Below are 17,882 nucleotides of genomic sequence, written 5' to 3' on the forward strand. Positions count from 1 at the left end.
AATACACGTGAATGTACGCTACGCCGAAGCATAGCATAAGCATCACGCAATGGCTCCCGTTGTCGAAATTTACCAGATTTACGCATTATATGTATAGAATGAAAACAACATCCAATAAATTGATAACAAATATCCTGTAAATCAAAGTTTTATAATCTTATTTTTATTTTCGGTTGTTTTCAGTACTTTCAGTAGATTGGCTCTTGTTTGGTGCAATTTTGTTTCTCATTTGTTTCTCAAATTCGATACTTATTCGTATATTTGCAGTAGAAAAAATGAGAAAGGAATCCCTATGGCACGAGTTAAGAATCATACAAAAGTCAAAGAGCCAATTCGTCTTCGGATGAAGTCGCTGAGCAATGGCAGCAAGAGCCTGTATCTGGATATATACCGCGACGGAAAGCGGACATATGAATACCTCAAGATGTATATTATCCCGGAAACGGATAGCAACTCCCGCAGGCAGAATCAGACGACAATGGACGCCGCCAATGCCATCAAGTCGAAGCGTATTATCGAACTGACCAGTAATGAGGCCGGGATTGTATTCCGTAAGGACAAGACTTTCCTGCTGGATTGGATGCAGGTTTATATGGAGGCTCAAGAGAGTGCCGGTAAGAAAGATGGCAGTCAAATCAAGATTGCCATGCGCATACTGAAAGACTATGCCGGAGAAATGGTCACACTGGATCAGATTGACGGGGACTTTTGTCGTGGCTACATCACTTATCTGCTGACGGAATATCATCCGAAAGGCAAGGACATATCGAACTACACGCTTCACAATTATTACCGTGCGTTGAACGGTGCGTTGAACTCTGCCGTCAGGAAGAAAAAGATGAAGGCCAACCCTTTCAACGAACTTGAGAAGTCGGAGAAAATCCGCAAGCCGGAGAGTATGCGGTCGTACATGACCATCGAAGAGGTACAGGCGTTGATTGACACTCCTATGCCCCACGAGGAATACGAGATTGTAAAATGCGCATATCTGTTCTCCTGCTTTTGCGGATTACGCATCAGCGATATAATCAAGCTGAAATGGAATGACGTGTTCGTTGACAGGGGACAGTACCGTTTGGCCGTGTCCATGAAAAAGACCAAAGAGCCTATTTACCTGCCCCTCTCTCCTGAAGCGTTGAAGTGGATGCCGGAACGTGGGGGCAAATCATCAGAAGATAATGTGTTCGACCTGCCGTCCGCCAATACAATCAGAATGCAGCTCAAACCTTGGGCGAAAGCAGCCGGAATCTCCAAGCGGTTCTCCTACCACACCAGTCGCCATACGTTTGCCACCATGATGCTGACGCTCGGAGCGGACTTATATACTGTCTCGAAGCTGCTCGGCCATGCCGATGTGAAAATGACACAGGTGTATGCCAAGATTATCAATAAGAAAAAGGACGAGGCTGTGAATCTTGTAAACGGTTTGTTTCACTAATTGAAGGCATTCTGTGGTCCATGTCTAATTTACAAACATATATTTACGGCATTTCTCCGGTTGTAAATGCAACCGAAGTTAATGCTTCCATCACATATTATAAACTCAAAAAGGTAAATCGACATGAAAAGACCTGAAGACGGCCTTCTCTCTTTTTGGAGGGAGCCAACACCTGCAGCACTTCGCTGCGGACAAGGATGTGGCGAATGAACTTTTCGCCCTGCTTACCGAAGCAAAAACAGTTTATCTCCACGATGTTGTGTTGGGTGGTAAACAGTACCACCGCTATGTGGACGATTTCGTAAACGGACACCGGTACATAGACTGTGACCATGCGGCCTGCCGGAACTGCCACGAAATGAACATCCACATTGTCAAGGGGCTGCTGACCGAGTGCGCCAGTTCCGTCCAGCCCTGCTTTGCCGCACCGGATTTCACGTTTAATGAGTGCATGAAGTTGAAACGGATGTATGACACCTCGGAATCGTTGTCTCCGCTTGGTCCGCCCCGTATCAACCGACCTGCGGCTCTCTCTCTTTCTTTTGGTTGTAATTTTACCCCGGAACAGATGAAAAGTATAGTGGCTTGCGCCAATACTTATCATCTGTTCTGTGTTTCTGTACGCATTGAAGACATGGAGGCTCTCTTCGCCTGCAAGAAGGGCTTTTCCATCCGCGTGAACAATATCCGCCGTGTGGTAATCCTGTTCGATGCGCTTCTTGAAAACTCGTTCATCCAATCTCGGTGGCAGAATGTTCTCGGCAAGGGCGCATTCCTGCAGTCCAAGGACGGGACACGCTCCGTTTCGGTGTCAACCCTGTCTTCCGCGCTGTCATCCATCAAGAACAACATGACATCGGTCGCATACAGCATCCGAAAGGTCATTGATCGGCTGAAAGAATGACAGAAAGTGACAAGAAGCGAAGTATGTGAAAGGTAAAAGCATGAGAGTTACAATGACACGTGCATAGTATCATTCCCCAAATCACGGCATCTTCGTTTACAGGACATACCTTTGACCTCCGTTAGCGCGCTGCATAACGGAGGTTTCATCTCCATTGTCAAAAATCAAACTGTGTTATTATGCCGAATAGAATGACATTCATGGAGCGGATGAGCGGACGGCTCGCCGCCATCGAATCGGTACTGAAGAAATTGGAACCGGTCGAAAGTCTCTTGGAGCGTATTACGCTGCTGGAAAATACCATCTTCACGACCAAGAGAGTTTTCACATTTCAGGAAGCCTGCATGTATATCGGGGTTTCTGAAAGTATGCTGTACAAGCTCACATCGAGCAAGGAGATACCGCACTACAAACCGCGCGGTAAAATGGTTTATTTCGCCAAGGAGGAATTGGACGAATGGCTGTTGCAGAATTATGAACCTACCATGAACGAGGCAGTGCGCAGGGTGACGGAAGCCGCCGCCACAGAACCGTTCCTTAACAAGAGACGCTATGGAAAACGAAAGAAGGATTGACCGCACAACCAGCATGGGGATGGATGAACACCGCCTGTCGGACATCCTCCATGCCTCGCAAATCAAGGCGACGGACATTTATGAGACCCCTCCGCAAATCATCTGGATAGATAACTCAACGATTGCCACGCTCGGCAATTTCAGTGCATCGACTGGCAAGGCGAAATCGAAAAAGACGTTCAACGTCTCTGCGCTTGTCGCCGCATCATTGGCGGGGAAACAAGTATTGAACTACCGTGCACATCTGCCCGAAGGCAAACAGCGTATTCTGTACGTCGATACGGAACAGAGCCGTTTCCATTGCCGCTCGGTATTGGAGCGTATATTGCGGCTGGCCGGGTTGCCCACGACGACCGATCCGGAGAATCTCGATTTTTTCTGCCTGCGTGAATATTCGCCGTCGGTGCGTATCGAGGTCATCGACTATGCGCTGCGCCAACAGAAAGGCTACGGACTGGTCATCATCGACGGCATTCGCGACCTGATGCTCGACATCAATAATGCCGGTGAATCGGTGGAAGTCATCAACCGGATGATGGAATGGTCTTCGAGATACGACCTGCACATCCACTGTGTGCTTCATTTGAACAAAGGGGACAACAACGTGCGCGGACATATCGGAACGGAGATGAGCAACAAGGCGGAGACCGTGCTGGTCATCAGCAAGAGTAACGAGAATCCCGGCATCAGCGAAGTCCATGCGCTCCATATCCGGGAAAAAGAGTTCAAGCCGTTTGCATTTACCATCAATGAAACAGGACTGCCCGTCATTGCGGAAGTACACTCGTTTGGCGAGCCCCCGAAGCCCAAGGCAAGAACGGGGTTTACGGAACTGAGCATCGAACAGCACCGCGAAGCTCTCTCTGCCGCATTCGGGGAAAAGCCCATCCGGGGATTCGACAACCTGCTGCAGAGCCTGATGGTCTCCTACGAGGCAATCGGGTTCAAACGCGGCCGGAGTGTCATGATAAAACTGATGCAATACCTGATAGACAACCTCAAGCTCATCATCAAACGGGACAAGTTGTTCTATTACGACATGACGCCTACCGAGGCCATGCTTTTTGATGAAGAATGAAGTCGTGCGCGGGCTTATATCATTTAGTTTACTTTAGTATTTATATATATAGGGGAAAAACTAAACTAAACCTTTTTTTGAAATCAAGTGAAAGAAAAATAGATGACCATAGCAGAAGCAAAACAAGTACGCATCGTGGATTTTCTGGCACAGCTCGGCCACCATGCACAGCATATAAAATCGGAACAATACTGGTACTTCTCACCGTTACGGAACGAGCGTACCCCGTCGTTCAAGGTGAATGACCGAATCAATGAATGGTACGATTTCGGCGAGGCGACCGGCGGCGACCTGGTGGAACTGGCAAAATACATTTGCCGGACGGACTGCGTGAGCGAGGCACTGGCGTATATCGAGAGGCTTGTGAATGGCGCATCACTACCGAGAACCCGTATGCCGACCGCTCCACCCCGACCGGTGGAGGCTGAAATGAAAGACGTGATCGTGATTCCACTCCGCCATCACGCCCTGTTCTCTTACCTCCAATCCCGGCTTATCGACGCGGACATCGGCCGTATGTATTGCAAGGAGGTGCATTATGAACTGCGAGGCCGTCATTATTTCGCTCTCGCATTCGGCAATACCTCCGGTGGTTACGAGGTGCGCAACGCCTATTACAAGGGATGCCTGAACAACAAGGACATCTCATTGATAAGACATCTGACAGAAGAGACACAGGAAAATGTCTGTGTTTTCGAGGGCTTCATGGATTTCCTTTCCTATATGACACTGAAACTGGCAGGCGACCGAACGGTCTGTCTTGCCATGCCATGCGACTACCTCGTGATGAACTCGGTAAACAACTTGAAAAAGACGCTGGCACGTTTACAGGAATATTCGGTCATCCACTGTTATCTCGACAATGACCTTGCCGGGCAGAGAACCACAGAGACCATTGCCGGGATGTATGATGGACGTGTCAGCGATGAATCCTGCCACTATGCGGAATACAAAGACCTGAACGATTACCTGCGCGGAAAGAAACGCTGATATTCAGTGTTCTCCTTTGCCACCTAAAGCTCTCCACCACGAGAGCTTTTTTTATGCCCCGATTTCTCCATTTCCCTCCATAGAGACTGCAATATAGTACGATTTAATAGTTCGATTTTTGGAAATTACATAAATCTCATTAACGAAATAGATGTTTAATGCTCAATTATTTTATGGTTTTATATTTCGTGCGTTTCTTTGCAAAATCATACTAATACAAATTTTAATATTCATACTAAATACATGAACTCATATTTCATTTTTGCCATCGTCCTGACGGTTGCCTACATCATTTACTACGCCGTCATCATAGCGCATGACATCTACGGGAAAAAGGGGACGGACAAACCGAACGAGGAAGTTTTCGACCTCGGCGCACCGGAAGAGGAAGAGAGTGTGGCTGTCACGGAAAGCGAGACCGGCTTCAGTATCGGTAGCGAGAACTACGAGACGGAAAGTACGGCTACCTCTTCCGAAACATCCCTTGAGGATGTCAAGGACAAACCGGGAACGGCGCAGGAGAAACTGGAACGGCTGAAGGCCGAGGCGGAGGAACAGATGGAAGAGACCACGCCTTACCTGTCGGACGCACGCACGTCGGAGGAGATGTACAAGGCTATGATTTCCAAGGGACGGTTAGACAACCGACCGGAAATAAAGTGGAACCCAATTCAAGACCGGTTGTGAGATGTCGAAAGCTAAAAAGATTCTATGTGCGCTGTGCCTCCCGTTCCCCTACACGACTTTTGCCAAAAGCGGCAGCGTGAACTATAGCTGGGGAGCGGATGCGTTGGCCACGATGCACGACTTCGTGGTGACGATGATGCTCTATGTCCAGTATATCTGTTGCGCTATCGCCGGAGTTTACGTCATCGTGTCCGTCTGTCAGATATACATCAAGATGAACACGGGCGAGGACGGCATCACCAAGTCGATAATGACGCTTGTAGGTGCGTGCCTGTTCCTGATCGGGGCATTCTATGTTTTCCCGGTTTTCTTCGGCTACCGCATATAACCTTACTTGTATCAGGTCGCAGACAAATAAAGTATTCACTAAAAAAGTAAACGTATGTTTCAGAAAACCAAACAACTGTGCCGCAAGGCATTCGGATTCGTCAACGGAATCCCTACCAAAGTAATGATGTTCTCCTTCATGCTGCTGTCCGGCATGGTGGCGAAAGCGCAGAACTCCGCAGGCGACTATTCCGCCGGTACGAGCGCATTATCCACTGTCGCGGAGGAGATTGCCAAGTATGTGCCTATTATGGTGAAATTGTGCTACGCCATTGCCGGCGTTGTGGCCATCGTGGGTGCAATCTCGGTATATATCGCCATGAACAACGAGGAGCAGGACGTCAAGAAGAAGATCATGATGGTCGTGGGAGCCTGTATCTTCCTCATTGCGGCGGCCAAGGCGTTGCCTCTGTTCTTCGGTATTGCCGCTTAAACATCAAGGATAAGTATGAAAGGCAAGGACGAACGCTATCCGGACTACCCGCTGTTCAAGGGACTGCAACGGCCTCTTGAGTTTTTGGGCATCCAAGGCCGGTATATATATTGGGCGGCGGTGACGACGTGCGGAGCCATTGTCGGCTTTGTCGCCGCCTACTGCCTGCTCGGTTTCATTGCCGGGCTTGTCGTGCTGGCAGCCGTCGTATCGGCCGGTATCGTGCTCATCCTCCTCAAACAGCGGAAAGGACTGCATAGCAAGAAGGTCGTTCCGGGTGTGTATGTGTATGCCCACTCGCGCAAGATCTGACGAAAGAAAAACCATCACGGCAATGTGCATGGCTTTATTGATTGTTGAACGCGGGCGGGTTTGTCTTGAAGCAAGGCGAACCTGCCCCTATTTAATTACACGTATATCGAAATGACCCTATACATCATTTTATGTTTTGTCGCTTTGTGCGCGGGTATGGCCTTGTCGGTCTATGCGTTCGGTACGGGCGGCAAGCGCAAGCGAATCTTTCAGGACATCTATTTCTCGGCGGAGGAAACGGACGGTGTGGGTGTGCTGTACACCAAGACCGGCGAATATTCCGCCGTACTTAAGATAGAGAATCCGGTACAGAAATATTCGGCGGACATTGACAGTTACTACGACTTCACACACTTGTTCACCGCCCTTGCGCAGACGTTGGGCGAAGGGTACGCCATCCACAAGCAGGACATCTTCGTCAGGAAACAGTTTGCGAGCGAACCGACTGACGGTCAGGAGTTCCTGTCTTCATCCTATTTTCGTTATTTCAAGGGACGTCCTTACACGGACAGCCTTTGCTACCTGACCATCACGCAAGAGGCGAAGAAAAGCCGTCTGTTCTCGTTCGATAGCAAAAAGTGGCGCGACTTCCTTGTGAAAATCCGTAAAGTACACGACCAGTTACGTGACGGCGGCGTACAGGCCAGATTCCTGAACAAAGCCGAAGCGAGCGAGTACGTCGATCGTTACTTCGCCATGAACTTCAAAGACCGCACCGTGTCGATGACGAACTTCAAGGCGGACGATGAAACCGTGTCGATGGGCGACAAACGCTGCAAGGTGTACAGCCTTGTGGACGTGGACTGTGCCGCACTGCCCTCACAGATACGTCCGTACACGAATATCGAGGTCAACAACACGGAAATGCCCGTCGATTTGGTGTCGGTGGTGGACAGCATCCCGAACGCCGAGACGGTGGTCTATAACCAAATCATCTTCCTGCCCAACCAGAAGCGTGAGCTGTCGCTGCTCGACAAAAAGAAGAACCGCCACGCGAGCATTCCCAATCCGAACAACCAGATGGCGGTCGAGGACATCAAGCGTGTGCAGGAAGTCATCGCCCGTGAGAGCAAGCAACTGGTATATACACACTTCAACATGGTGGTGGCCGTGTCTGCCGGTGCAGACCTGCAAAAGTGTACGAACCACTTGGAAAACGCTTTCGGGCGTATGGGTATCCATATCAGCAAGCGGGCATACAACCAACTGGAACTGTTCGTCGGTTCGTTTCCGGGCAACTGCTACACGCTCAATGAGGAATACGACCGTTTCCTGACCCTTTCCGATGCGGCGATGTGCCTGATGTACAAGGAGCGTGTGCTGCACAGCGAGGAAACGCCGCTGAAGATTTACTACACCGACCGTCAGGGCGTGCCGGTGGCTATCGACATCACGGGAAAAGAGGGAAAGAATAAACTGACTGATAATTCCAATTTTTTCTGTTTGGGGCCTTCGGGCAGCGGCAAGAGTTTTCATATGAACTCGGTCGTGCGCCAGCTCCATGAGCAGGGAACGGATGTGGTGATGGTCGATACGGGGAACTCATACGAGGGACTGTGCGAGTATCTGGGCGGCAAGTATATCTCCTATACCGAGGAACGGCCTATTACGATGAATCCGTTTCGCATCAACCGGGAGGAATACAATATCGAGAAGATAGACTTCCTCAAGAACCTTATCCTGATGATTTGGAAAGGGTCGGACAGCCAGATTCCCGAAATCGAGTTCCGCATTGTCGAGCAGATAATCATAGACTACTATGATGCCTATTTCAACGGATTTACAAGATACACCGACGAGCAACGGGAGGTACTGCTGAAAAACCTGTTTGCGGCGGCCAGCCGAAAGAACCCAAACAAACCACCCAGAGAGGTGGATGAGATGGTGCGCAAACAGATAGAGGTGCTTGAGGCACGGCGGGCGGCTCTCAAAGTGTCGGAACTGAACTTCAACTCATTCTTTGACTACTCATTCGACCGTCTGGAGCAGATCTGCACCGAAAATGACATCACGACAATCAGCTACTCGACCTATTCGACCATGCTGCAGCCGTTCTACAAGGGAGGCGCATATGAGAAGATTCTCAATGAGAATGTGGATTCGGCACTGTTTGACGAGACATTCATCGTCTTTGAAGTGGATGCAATCAAGGAAAACAAGAAACTGTTTCCCATTGTCACACTGATTATCATGGACGTGTTCCTGCAGAAAATGCGCATCAAGAAGACCCGTAAAGTCCTTGTCATCGAAGAGGCGTGGAAGGCCATTGCCAGCCCGCTCATGGCGGAATACATCAAGTTCATGTACAAGACCGCCCGTAAGTTTTGGGCTTCTGTCGGCGTGGTGACGCAGGAGATACAGGACATCATCGGCAGCGAAATCGTGAAGGAGGCCATCATCAACAACTCGGACGTGGTGATGCTGCTTGACCAGAGCAAGTTCAAGGAACGCTTTGACGAAATCCGAAAGATTCTTGGTCTGACCGAGGTGGATTGCAAGAAGATATTTACCATCAACCGCTTGGAGAACAAGGATGGGCGCAGCTTCTTCCGCGAAGTGTTTATCCGTCGGGGGACGACCAGCGGCGTGTACGGCGTGGAAGAGCCGCACGAGTGCTACATGACCTACACGACCGAACGGGCGGAAAAGGAGGCACTGAAGCTTTACAAGAAGGAACTTCGGTGCAGCCATCAGGAAGCTATCGAGGCATATTGCCGGGACTGGGATGCCAGCGGTATCGGGAAGGCCCTGCCTTTTGCACAAAAAGTAAACGAGACGGGGCGTGTGCTCAACCTCCGTCCCGTGCATGAATCCAAATAAACATTGCAGCCATGAAACGACTACTCCTTATCCTGACCATCGCCTCGGTCACACTCTGCCAGACGGTTCACGCCCAGTATTACAGCGTGAACTACGACACCCGTACCGTTGCGGCGATGGTGGCTGCCTTCGGTACGGAAGCGGTCGCCGAAGGGTACTACCGGGAGCAGGTCGATGACGTCCTCAAGCACTACACGGCAGCGGAGGTCGCTACCGCCGGGATATTCGCGGCCAAGTTCTTGGAGCATAAAGCCCTGAGCGACCTCGGCATCTGGAACAGCCGTACGGAAAACTACTACTACCGGCGCATCTACCGGATGGTGGCGGAGAAAATCATGCCCAAGATATGGGTGGTGGCGAAGCAGATGCTCCATTCGCCGCAAACGGCTATCTATTGGGGCAGTTACCTGATGAAAGTCTGCGATGATACCAAAAGTCTGTGTATGCAGTTCGAGAGCGTGGTGACCAACAGCACGCTGACCTTTTCGGACATCGCCTTTCTCGAAATCAATCCGGAAATTGCCCCCTTGCTGAAACTCTCCGAAACGGGAAACATCGACTGGCAGCGGATGATGGACAACTTCGCCCGCATACCGGGCAACTTCACCCACGAGAACCTGAAAAGCGACCTCGACAACCTTTATAACACGGGGGTCGGCCTTGCAACGGCAGGCATTGCCAATCTTGGTGACGCCCTGTTGCAAAGCAGCTCGTTCCATGACCTGCTGGGTGGAAAGGTTGAAGAAATCGGCAACCTGTATGAACACTACGGGAGTCTATTCGAGCAGGCGGAACATGACATCAGCGGCTTGCTGATTGACATGGTGGGTGGTCCGGACAACGTGGCCGGTCTGTTCAACTTCAGCAACTACAACCTCACGGCATGGATGACCGACTACCTGGACGAAGCGATGGGGAACTATTACACGCAGCGGTGGTACATTGCCCGGCGTGACCAAGGGAGCGTATCGCTGTGCGACTACTATCCTCCGACGGACGACAACAGCATCCTGAACGGGGGCGCATGGGTGCGGTTCAACACGAGCGACCCGAATTTCTATCCTGATGCCTCGCAACGGGAACAGGTACTTGCCAACTCGGAAGGATATGCCGGTTGGTCAAGAAACCGCGTGCAGCAGTTGAACAACCAGAACGACGGGTTCAGCTACAGCATCAACTATTGGATGAGTGCCTATATCATCAGCAAGAAAAACAAGCAGACCAAAAAGGCATACGCATACGAAATCCATGTGAGCAAAAACTGGAACAAAGAAGAGGTCGTCTATGAGGAAGTCTTCGATTCCTACTCGATGGACTTGAACACGTTTCGGGCGCAACTGAATGTCCGGCTTGCGGAGTTCAACGAGAACGAGGACGGCTACACCTATTATATATCTTCCGGTGCGCGGAACTATTACCAAGCAACGGACGCAGCCAAATTGAAGGGATGCGAGAGCGTGACCATCAGCGTGACCTGTTCCGACGGGGTTACGCTCGGACAAGGCTCGACACAGTACAAGTGCCGCAAGTGCGGCAGCTCGTTGAATGCCCACACCAAGGAGTGCGCCATGCAGACCTCGGTGACGGAAAACGACCTCGACCTTTCGGAACTGGACGCGCTATTGAACGAGGCGAACAGCCAAGCGGCCAATATTGAAGCGCAAATCGGGGCATTGGAAAACGAGAACGCTGTCCTGCTGAAGAAAATCAGTACGGCGAGCATTGAGGATGCGGCGAATTACCGGCAGCAGTACAACGCGAACAAGACACGGATAGACCGTCTGAAAGGAGAACTCGCGGAATGGAAGAAGAAACAGTCCGACTATGCCCAAGCAAAGTCGGATGCCGCAGACGACAACAGCGTGGCGACGGATGACTATTACCGCATCCCTGCCATCATGCAGGACTGCAAGGCGGCATACGGTCTTACTTGGCAGGACGGCGGAGCATGGAACGGCTACTCGTATGTACGCAAGGCGACCATGCCGAATATCAACGGTATCATCACATTCAGGGCTACGGTCTCCATTGCCCGCAAGCCGAAATATTTTCTCGGCATAAAAATACACCGTACCATTATCCAAATCAAGTGGGAACTCACTTCGGAATATACGGACACACACGTCGCTGACGTGCTGACCCTTGATCCGGGACTTTCGGATGCGGAAAAGGCTAAACTGGTAAACGACCGGATAGCCGAAATCGCCCGTGAACATCCGTCCTGTAAAATCACGACGGAATACGCCCGCAGCGCACCGACGGAAGAAACGCCATCAGGCGACGTGTACCATCTGCTGTGGTCAAGCGACCGCCTTGAGATAGCGCGAGAGGTGGACAGCAGAATCACCAAGATATATGCCGACTTGGTATCGCTGGAAAAGATGATGCACTACAAGCGGAGCATCCTTGACGTGATGAAGGATGTGCAGCCCGGACTGGACACGGACGAAGGCCGTAGGCTGACACTCGTGGAGGAATGCCATGACCGCTGGGTGGAGAATGCACGGACGCTTCGGAGCGGCAACAGCAGGAATAGCAGAAAGGAGGTACGGCCATGAAACGTACCATACAGATTGCCGTCGTGCTGTTCGCCCTGCTGCCCGGTATCGCCAAGGCGCAGTGGACTTTCGATATAGTCTCCGTCGAAGCCTACATCAACGACCACAAGAAGCAGCGCAGCCTGCTGTTGGCTCGTAGCACCTTGGAGTACAGCAACAAGCTGTTGCACGAGTACAGCTGTAAAGAAATTGGGGACTATAAAGAGTTGAATATTGACCTTGACAAATACACCCGTGCGTTCGATGCCATCGACGTCATGTACCAGTCGTTGCGCACGGTGTTGAACGTCAAGAATACCTATACATCGGTCAGCGACCGTATCGGCGACTATAAATCGTTGTTGGAGGATTTCAATGCGAAGATCTTGAAACGTGGACGCATCGAATCCGCAGATACCCTGATTATCTCCATCAATGCGAGGGGGCTGAGGGCGATTGCCCGTGAGGGGGAACAGCTCTACAAGTCCGTGAGCGACCTCGTGCTGTATGCCACCGGAGCGGCAGCCTGCTCGACCTCCGACCTGCTGATGGTGTTGGAGGCCATCAACCGCTCATTGGACAACATCGAGCGGCATCTGAACCGGGCCTATTTCGAGACATGGCGGTACATTCAAGTGCGCATCGGCTATTGGAAAGCAAAGGTATATCGCTCCCGCACCATGCGGGAGATTCTCGATGACGCCTTCGGGCGTTGGCGCGGAGCCGGAAGACTGGATTATTAACGACAAAAAGAGAAGAATATGAACAGAAAACTATTACTCATGGCAGTGGCGGTCACCGTAACGACAGCCGTACACGCACAGTATGTAACGTACAACCATGATTCGCCGAAGCAGAATCAGGTAACGGTCATGGAAACCGGTACGGGCGCACTCTCGCCCGACCTCTATTATTCCGTGCTGCACAACAAATACAAGAAGTCGGCGGCGGCCAAAAACAAGCTCTCGTTCCGCACACTTGCCGGTATCAATCTCTACAACCAGGTGGACGAAGCGGAAGCCATTGATTCGGCTTTGGTCAAGCGGGCGAAGGTCGAGGCGTTGAACGTTGCCGACCGGCAGGCGGACATCGCGTGGCTTGCCGAGGGCGATAAGGTCAGCAGACAGATGGACCGGTTCCGGCGCAACATCGACCGTATTCTCCTGTCCGGCGGTACTCCGGCCGACAAGGAACGGTGGACGGAATACTACCACGTCTATCAGTGCGCCATCAACGCCACGAAAGACGCCTATATGCCAAACGCCCAGCGAAAGAAGGAGTATCTGCGCATCTACGAGGATGTGGCACGGCAGAACGAGATTTTAGTGAGCTACCTCGCCAAGCGTCAGAACGCAACGGCAACAAGCACACTGCTGAACGCAACGGACAACCGTACCCTGCATAAGGGCGGCATTGTCCGCAATGCCATGAGCCGGTGGCAGGAATCACGCCTTGCGGTGCGTGGCTCGCAATCGGGCGGCAACGGAAACGGCGAAGATGACAACGAGAGTGTAAACAGAGGGAAATAAAAAGACAGGGCTATGGCAAACGGAGATATACTTTCGGATTTCGGCATCAACCTGTTGGAGGAGGAAATAGATGATGTCATCTTTCAGACCAACGAGTTTCTGACGGACGCGACTTTTACCGGTGCGCAGGGTCCTTTTTGGTGGATATTGCAGATGTGCATGGCACTCGCGGCACTGTTCTCCATCGTCATGGCGGCAGGTATCGCCTACAAGATGATGGTAAAGCACGAGCCGTTGGACGTTATGAAGCTGTTTAGGCCGCTTGCCGTGTCGATTATCATCTGCTGGTGGTATCCGCCTGCGGACACGGGTATGGCGGGGAGCCGGAACAACTGGTGTTTTCTGGACTTTCTGTCCTACATCCCGAATTGCATCGGGTCGTACACCCATGACCTGTACGAAGCTGAAGCTTCACAGATATCGGACAGGTTCGAGGAAGTTCAACAGCTCATCCATGTGCGTGACACGATGTACACGAACCTGCAGGCGCAGGCGGATGTCGCCCACACGGGCACATCCGATCCCAACCTGATAGAGGCGACAATGGAGCAGACCGGCGTGGACGAAGTGACGAGCATGGAAAAGGATGCGGCGAAGTTGTGGTTCACGTCTTTGACGGCAGGAGTCATCGTGGGGATAGACAAAATCATCATGTTGATTGCTCTCGTGGTGTTCCGAATCGGTTGGTGGGCAACGATTTACTGCCAACAAATCCTGTTGGGAATGCTGACGATTTTCGGACCGATACAGTGGGCGTTCAGCATCCTGCCGAAATGGGAAGGTGCTTGGGCGAAGTGGCTGACACGCTATCTGACGGTGCATTTCTACGGGGCGATGCTCTATTTCGTGGGCTTCTATGTGCTGCTGCTCTTTGACATTGTATTGTGCATCCAAATCGAGAACCTGACGGCGATAACCGCCAGCGAGCAGACGATGGCTGCCTACCTGCAAAACTCGTTCTTCTCGGCAGGCTACCTGATGGCGGCTTCGATTGTAGCCCTCAAGTGCCTGAACCTTGTTCCGGACTTGGCGGCATGGATGATACCGGAGGGCGACACGGCATTCTCTACCCGAAACTTCGGCGAGGGCGTGGCACAGCAGGCGAAGATGACGGCAACCGGAGGGTTGGGCGGCATCATGAGATAATCCGCAAAAGATAATATAAACCCAATAAAAATCATAACAACATGAAATTGCAAGAGAAAATCAAAAGTTGGTGCAAGGATGAGAAATTCATGTCCTTTGCACAGGAACGAGCGAGAAAAGAGGTTTGCGAGGTGACGGAAAACCACCGCATCGACCCGCAGTATGAAGAACTGGACGAAGCCTTCGAGTACGACGACCGGTACATCGCCCCCTTGGTGACGTACCTGACGTACAAGCTGCGTCTTGCCCTGCTGCAGCGGAACGCAGGTAAGCGCAAAAGAGGAATCTGGTGGGTGCTTGTCCACGTGGAGATGCAGGGCTATTACGTGGAGATATTCTCGGCGGAGTTCGAGAATCTTTTGACGGAACTTCGGGATGCGGTCATACCCATGCTGCACACGGAATATGTACAGATGTTGAACGGTAAAAGGGAATAACCGATGGTCATCAAGAATTTGGAAAACAAAATAAGACTGGTGGGCATCATCTGTACCGCTTTTCTCGTGGGATGTGTCATCATCAGCTTGTCAAGTATCTGGACAGCCCGGACGATGGTCTCGGATGCGCAGAAGAAGGTGTATGTGCTGGACGGCAACGTGCCTATCCTCGTGAACCGCACGACAATGGACGAAACGCTTGACATGGAAGCTAAAAGCCATGTGGAAATGTTCCACCATTATTTTTTCACGTTACCGCCAGATGACAAATACATCCGCTATACGATGGAAAAAGCGATGTATCTGGTGGATGAGACGGGGTTGGCACAATACAACACGCTCAAGGAAAAGGGTTTCTACTCCAACATTTTGGGTACGAGTTCGGTGTTCTCCATCTATTGTGACAGCGTGGCTTTCAACAAGGAGAAGATGGAGTTCACTTACTACGGACGGCAACGCATTGAGCGGCGGAGCAACATCCTCATGCGGGAACTGGTCACGGCGGGGCAACTTAAGCGTGTGCCCCGAACAGAAAACAACCCGCACGGATTGCTTATCGTGAACTGGCGAACCCTGCTGAACAAGGACATCGAACAGAAAACGAAGATCAACTACTAAACAACGGAGTTTATGAATATCAAGGGATTCAGGCGGATGCTCTTCGGTGAAAAGATGCCGGACAAGAACGATCCGAAATACAAAGACCGTTACGAGCGGGAGGTGTCCGCCGGACGAAAGTTCGCCCAAGCGACACGCATTGACAAGGCTGCCGCCAAGGTGCAGGGATTCGCCAACGCGCACCGGATACTTTTTCTGGTCATCGTCTTTGGTTTCGCTATCGGAGGGTTCACTTGGAACATCTATCGCATTACAATGGCATACCGCAACAGCCGGCCGACACGCACGGCGACGGAAATGCAGGATTCGGTGCTACGGGAAAGACACAAGAGGCTGCAAGGGGGTGAAATAAGGGAAAATCGGAACGAGAACAAGAAATATGAACCGCAATAAAGGAGTGCTTATGAATACACGATTTGAAAAATCAGTCCGCTCGTCGGACGAATGGTACACCCCGAAGGAGGTGTTGAAAGCGTTAGGCAGGTTCGACCTTGACCCTTGCGCCCCTATCCGTCCGTTGTGGCCGACCGCCGAAGTCATGTATGACCGGAACATGGACGGATTGTCCCTGAAATGGGAAGGGCGTGTATGGCTCAATCCTCCGTACTCGCGTCCCCTTATCGAACAGTTTGTCCGAAAGCTGGCGGAACACGGCAACGGCATCGCGCTGTTGTTCAACCGTTGCGATTCCAAAATGTTTCAGGACGTCATTTTCGAGAAAGCGACGGGCATGAAATTCCTGCGCCACCGCATCCGGTTTTACCGCCCGGACGGAACACGCGGCGATTCTCCCGGTTGCGGCAGCATCCTGATCGCATTCGGAGTGGAAAACGCAGAAGTGCTGAAAAACTGCAGCATTGAAGGCAAGTATGTACAACTCAATTAAAAGATGTATGATGAAGATATTTGATAAAATCAATTTCAGGGAGCCGAAGTATATGCTTCCGGCTGTCCTGTATATCCCGCTTCTGGTTGCATCGTACTTCATCTTCGACCTGTTTCATACCGAAACGGCGGAGATTCCGGACAAGACGCTGCAGACAACGGAGTTTTTGAACCCCGATTTGCCGGATGCCCGGCTTAAAGGCGGTGACGGCATAGGCAGCAAGTACGAGAACATGGCCAAATCATGGGGTAAGATACAGGATTACTCCGCAGTGGATAACATAGAACGAGATGAACCCGATGACAACAAGGAAGAATATGAATCGCAATACACGGTGGACGACATCGCCTTGCTCGATGAGCAACAGCAGGAAAAGGCTGCGGCAGCGCAAATTGCCGATGCCAAGACACGCGAGCAAGAAGCTCTCGCGGAACTGGAGAAAGCCCTTGCCGAAGCAAGGTTGAGAGGACGCAATGAGGTATTACCGGCGACCGATACGGACAGTACCGCATCGGCGCAACCCCCGACGGCAACCATAGAGGTCAAGGGAAAAATAGAGGAAGAGAGCCGTTCGGTAAAAGCCCCGTCAGAGAACGAACCGCCCAGCGAAGTGGTACGCAAGGTAAAGACGGCTTCGGATTACTTCAATACGCTTGCGGTCAATGCCCGTGAACCGAAACTGATAAAGGCCATTATCGACGAGGACATCAAGGCGGTGGACGGCTCGCGTGTGCGGTTGCGTCTGCTCGACGACGTGGAGATCAACGAGTGCGTGGTCAAACGAGGGTCGTATCTGTATGCCACCATGAGCGGCTTCTCGTCGGGGCGTGTGAAGGGGAACATCACCAGCATTCTCATCGAGGACGAACTGGTGAAGGTCAGCCTGTCCCTTTACGACACGGACGGCATGGAAGGGCTTTATGTACCGAACAGCCAGTTCCGGGAAACGAGCAAGGATGTGGCAAGCGGTGCGGTGTCGGGGAATCTGAACATGAATACCGGCAGTTACGGCAACAGTCTCTCGCAATGGGGAATGCAAGCCGCTACGAATGCCTACCAGAAAACGAGCAATGCCATCGGCAAAGCTATCAAAAAAAATAAGGTAAAGCTGAAATACGGCACTTTCGTCTATCTGGTGAACGGACGTGAGAAACAGTAAAAACGG

At 51.4% G+C, this 17,882-nt stretch carries 19 protein-coding genes; all 19 read left to right on the forward strand.

All coding sequences use genetic code 11. The features are described from left to right. Positions 1 to 292: 292 nt before the first annotated feature. The 19 genes from OCV81_RS01080 to traM all read left to right on the forward strand — a co-directional run bounded on the left by OCV81_RS01080 (position 293) and on the right by traM (position 17,876). Positions 293 to 1,438 carry a site-specific integrase gene (locus tag OCV81_RS01080; RefSeq protein WP_004320429.1) on the forward strand — a complete coding sequence of 382 codons (1,146 nt, stop codon included), beginning with the start codon at positions 293 to 295 and terminating at the stop codon, positions 1,436 to 1,438. A gap of 199 nt (positions 1,439 to 1,637) precedes the next feature. Beyond that, a complete protein-coding gene (locus tag OCV81_RS01085) occupies positions 1,638 to 2,342 on the forward strand; it encodes a hypothetical protein (RefSeq protein ID WP_005679961.1) in 705 nt (234 codons plus the stop codon). 200 nt (positions 2,343 to 2,542) lie between these two features. Next, the gene (locus tag OCV81_RS01090) at positions 2,543 to 2,917 is read left to right on the forward strand and encodes a helix-turn-helix domain-containing protein (protein WP_008645392.1); all 375 of its coding nucleotides are present in this window, start codon (positions 2,543 to 2,545) and stop codon (positions 2,915 to 2,917) included. Next, a complete protein-coding gene (locus OCV81_RS01095; RefSeq protein WP_007487638.1) occupies positions 2,895 to 3,995 on the forward strand; it encodes an AAA family ATPase in 1,101 nt (366 codons plus the stop codon). Before OCV81_RS01090 ends, OCV81_RS01095 begins: the two co-directional genes overlap by 23 nt. Before the next feature lie 102 nt (positions 3,996 to 4,097). Further along, positions 4,098 to 4,985 (forward strand): toprim domain-containing protein, encoded by an 888-nt coding sequence (locus OCV81_RS01100; RefSeq protein ID WP_004320436.1) that lies wholly within the window; start codon positions 4,098 to 4,100, stop codon positions 4,983 to 4,985. Positions 4,986 to 5,228: 243 nt separating this feature from the next. Continuing rightward, complete coding sequence (locus OCV81_RS01105) at positions 5,229 to 5,672, forward strand: hypothetical protein (RefSeq protein WP_004320438.1); 444 nt, start codon at positions 5,229 to 5,231, stop codon at positions 5,670 to 5,672. A 1-nt stretch (position 5,673) separates the two neighbouring features. After that, positions 5,674 to 6,000, forward strand: a complete 327-nt coding sequence (locus OCV81_RS01110; protein WP_005679963.1) for a DUF4134 domain-containing protein — start codon at positions 5,674 to 5,676, stop codon at positions 5,998 to 6,000. Positions 6,001 to 6,054: 54 nt separating this feature from the next. After that, positions 6,055 to 6,432, forward strand: coding sequence for a DUF4134 domain-containing protein (locus tag OCV81_RS01115; RefSeq protein WP_004320444.1), 378 nt, complete (start codon positions 6,055 to 6,057; stop codon positions 6,430 to 6,432). Positions 6,433 to 6,447: 15 nt separating this feature from the next. Beyond that, a complete protein-coding gene (locus OCV81_RS01120) occupies positions 6,448 to 6,744 on the forward strand; it encodes a DUF4133 domain-containing protein (protein ID WP_004320446.1) in 297 nt (98 codons plus the stop codon). A gap of 111 nt (positions 6,745 to 6,855) precedes the next feature. Continuing rightward, positions 6,856 to 9,564, forward strand: coding sequence for a TraG/VirB4 family ATPase (locus tag OCV81_RS01125; RefSeq protein ID WP_004320448.1), 2,709 nt, complete (start codon positions 6,856 to 6,858; stop codon positions 9,562 to 9,564). 11 nt (positions 9,565 to 9,575) lie between these two features. Then, entirely contained in the window at positions 9,576 to 12,122 is a 2,547-nt protein-coding gene (locus OCV81_RS01130) for a GumC domain-containing protein (protein ID WP_004320450.1), read from the forward strand. After that, positions 12,119 to 12,844: a hypothetical protein gene (locus OCV81_RS01135; RefSeq protein ID WP_004320452.1), complete on the forward strand. Its 726-nt coding sequence runs from the start codon at positions 12,119 to 12,121 to the stop codon at positions 12,842 to 12,844. The genes OCV81_RS01130 and OCV81_RS01135 overlap by 4 nt, the downstream gene beginning before the upstream one ends. 18 nt (positions 12,845 to 12,862) lie before the next feature. Further along, positions 12,863 to 13,630, forward strand: a complete 768-nt coding sequence (locus OCV81_RS01140) for a DUF5045 domain-containing protein (RefSeq protein WP_004320453.1) — start codon at positions 12,863 to 12,865, stop codon at positions 13,628 to 13,630. A 12-nt stretch (positions 13,631 to 13,642) separates the two neighbouring features. Further along, on the forward strand, positions 13,643 to 14,776 hold the full coding sequence (locus tag OCV81_RS01145) for a membrane protein (protein WP_008645383.1): 1,134 nt from the start codon (positions 13,643 to 13,645) through the stop codon (positions 14,774 to 14,776). A gap of 41 nt (positions 14,777 to 14,817) precedes the next feature. Then, the gene (locus tag OCV81_RS01150) at positions 14,818 to 15,213 is read left to right on the forward strand and encodes a hypothetical protein (protein WP_004320474.1); all 396 of its coding nucleotides are present in this window, start codon (positions 14,818 to 14,820) and stop codon (positions 15,211 to 15,213) included. 3 nt (positions 15,214 to 15,216) lie between these two features. Then, positions 15,217 to 15,831 carry a conjugative transposon protein TraK gene (gene traK, locus OCV81_RS01155; RefSeq protein WP_004320476.1) on the forward strand — a complete coding sequence of 205 codons (615 nt, stop codon included), beginning with the start codon at positions 15,217 to 15,219 and terminating at the stop codon, positions 15,829 to 15,831. A 12-nt stretch (positions 15,832 to 15,843) separates the two neighbouring features. Further along, positions 15,844 to 16,224, forward strand: a complete 381-nt coding sequence (locus tag OCV81_RS01160) for a hypothetical protein (protein WP_004301338.1) — start codon at positions 15,844 to 15,846, stop codon at positions 16,222 to 16,224. Between the two features lie 10 nt (positions 16,225 to 16,234). After that, positions 16,235 to 16,717 carry a DNA N-6-adenine-methyltransferase gene (locus OCV81_RS01165; protein WP_004320479.1) on the forward strand — a complete coding sequence of 161 codons (483 nt, stop codon included), beginning with the start codon at positions 16,235 to 16,237 and terminating at the stop codon, positions 16,715 to 16,717. A gap of 7 nt (positions 16,718 to 16,724) precedes the next feature. Beyond that, positions 16,725 to 17,876 (forward strand): conjugative transposon protein TraM, encoded by a 1,152-nt coding sequence (gene traM / locus OCV81_RS01170; RefSeq protein ID WP_005680011.1) that lies wholly within the window; start codon positions 16,725 to 16,727, stop codon positions 17,874 to 17,876. The last annotated feature ends 6 nt before the right edge of the window (positions 17,877 to 17,882 follow it).

It is taken from the genome of Phocaeicola fibrisolvens (genome assembly GCF_025567125.1).
Lineage (GTDB): Bacteria > Bacteroidota > Bacteroidia > Bacteroidales > Bacteroidaceae > Phocaeicola > Phocaeicola fibrisolvens.

Excerpts from the sequence above, each read along its gene's own strand:
- OCV81_RS01165 (WP_004320479.1), top strand. The coding sequence starts at position 16,235 with ATGAATACACGATTTGAAAAATCAGTCCGCTCGTCGGACGAATGGTAC.
- OCV81_RS01095 (WP_007487638.1), top strand. The coding sequence starts at position 2,895 with ATGGAAAACGAAAGAAGGATTGACCGCACAACCAGCATGGGGATGGAT.
- OCV81_RS01110 (WP_005679963.1), top strand. The coding sequence starts at position 5,674 with ATGTCGAAAGCTAAAAAGATTCTATGTGCGCTGTGCCTCCCGTTCCCC.
- OCV81_RS01135 (WP_004320452.1), top strand. The coding sequence starts at position 12,119 with ATGAAACGTACCATACAGATTGCCGTCGTGCTGTTCGCCCTGCTGCCC.
- traM (WP_005680011.1), top strand. The coding sequence starts at position 16,725 with ATGATGAAGATATTTGATAAAATCAATTTCAGGGAGCCGAAGTATATG.
- OCV81_RS01160 (WP_004301338.1), top strand. The coding sequence starts at position 15,844 with ATGAATATCAAGGGATTCAGGCGGATGCTCTTCGGTGAAAAGATGCCG.
- OCV81_RS01120 (WP_004320446.1), top strand. The coding sequence starts at position 6,448 with ATGAAAGGCAAGGACGAACGCTATCCGGACTACCCGCTGTTCAAGGGA.
- OCV81_RS01130 (WP_004320450.1), top strand. The coding sequence starts at position 9,576 with ATGAAACGACTACTCCTTATCCTGACCATCGCCTCGGTCACACTCTGC.
- OCV81_RS01150 (WP_004320474.1), top strand. The coding sequence starts at position 14,818 with ATGAAATTGCAAGAGAAAATCAAAAGTTGGTGCAAGGATGAGAAATTC.
- OCV81_RS01105 (WP_004320438.1), top strand. The coding sequence starts at position 5,229 with ATGAACTCATATTTCATTTTTGCCATCGTCCTGACGGTTGCCTACATC.
- OCV81_RS01145 (WP_008645383.1), top strand. The coding sequence starts at position 13,643 with ATGGCAAACGGAGATATACTTTCGGATTTCGGCATCAACCTGTTGGAG.
- OCV81_RS01115 (WP_004320444.1), top strand. The coding sequence starts at position 6,055 with ATGTTTCAGAAAACCAAACAACTGTGCCGCAAGGCATTCGGATTCGTC.
- OCV81_RS01140 (WP_004320453.1), top strand. The coding sequence starts at position 12,863 with ATGAACAGAAAACTATTACTCATGGCAGTGGCGGTCACCGTAACGACA.
- traK (WP_004320476.1), top strand. The coding sequence starts at position 15,217 with ATGGTCATCAAGAATTTGGAAAACAAAATAAGACTGGTGGGCATCATC.
- OCV81_RS01090 (WP_008645392.1), top strand. The coding sequence starts at position 2,543 with ATGGAGCGGATGAGCGGACGGCTCGCCGCCATCGAATCGGTACTGAAG.
- OCV81_RS01125 (WP_004320448.1), top strand. The coding sequence starts at position 6,856 with ATGACCCTATACATCATTTTATGTTTTGTCGCTTTGTGCGCGGGTATG.
- OCV81_RS01080 (WP_004320429.1), top strand. The coding sequence starts at position 293 with ATGGCACGAGTTAAGAATCATACAAAAGTCAAAGAGCCAATTCGTCTT.
- OCV81_RS01100 (WP_004320436.1), top strand. The coding sequence starts at position 4,098 with ATGACCATAGCAGAAGCAAAACAAGTACGCATCGTGGATTTTCTGGCA.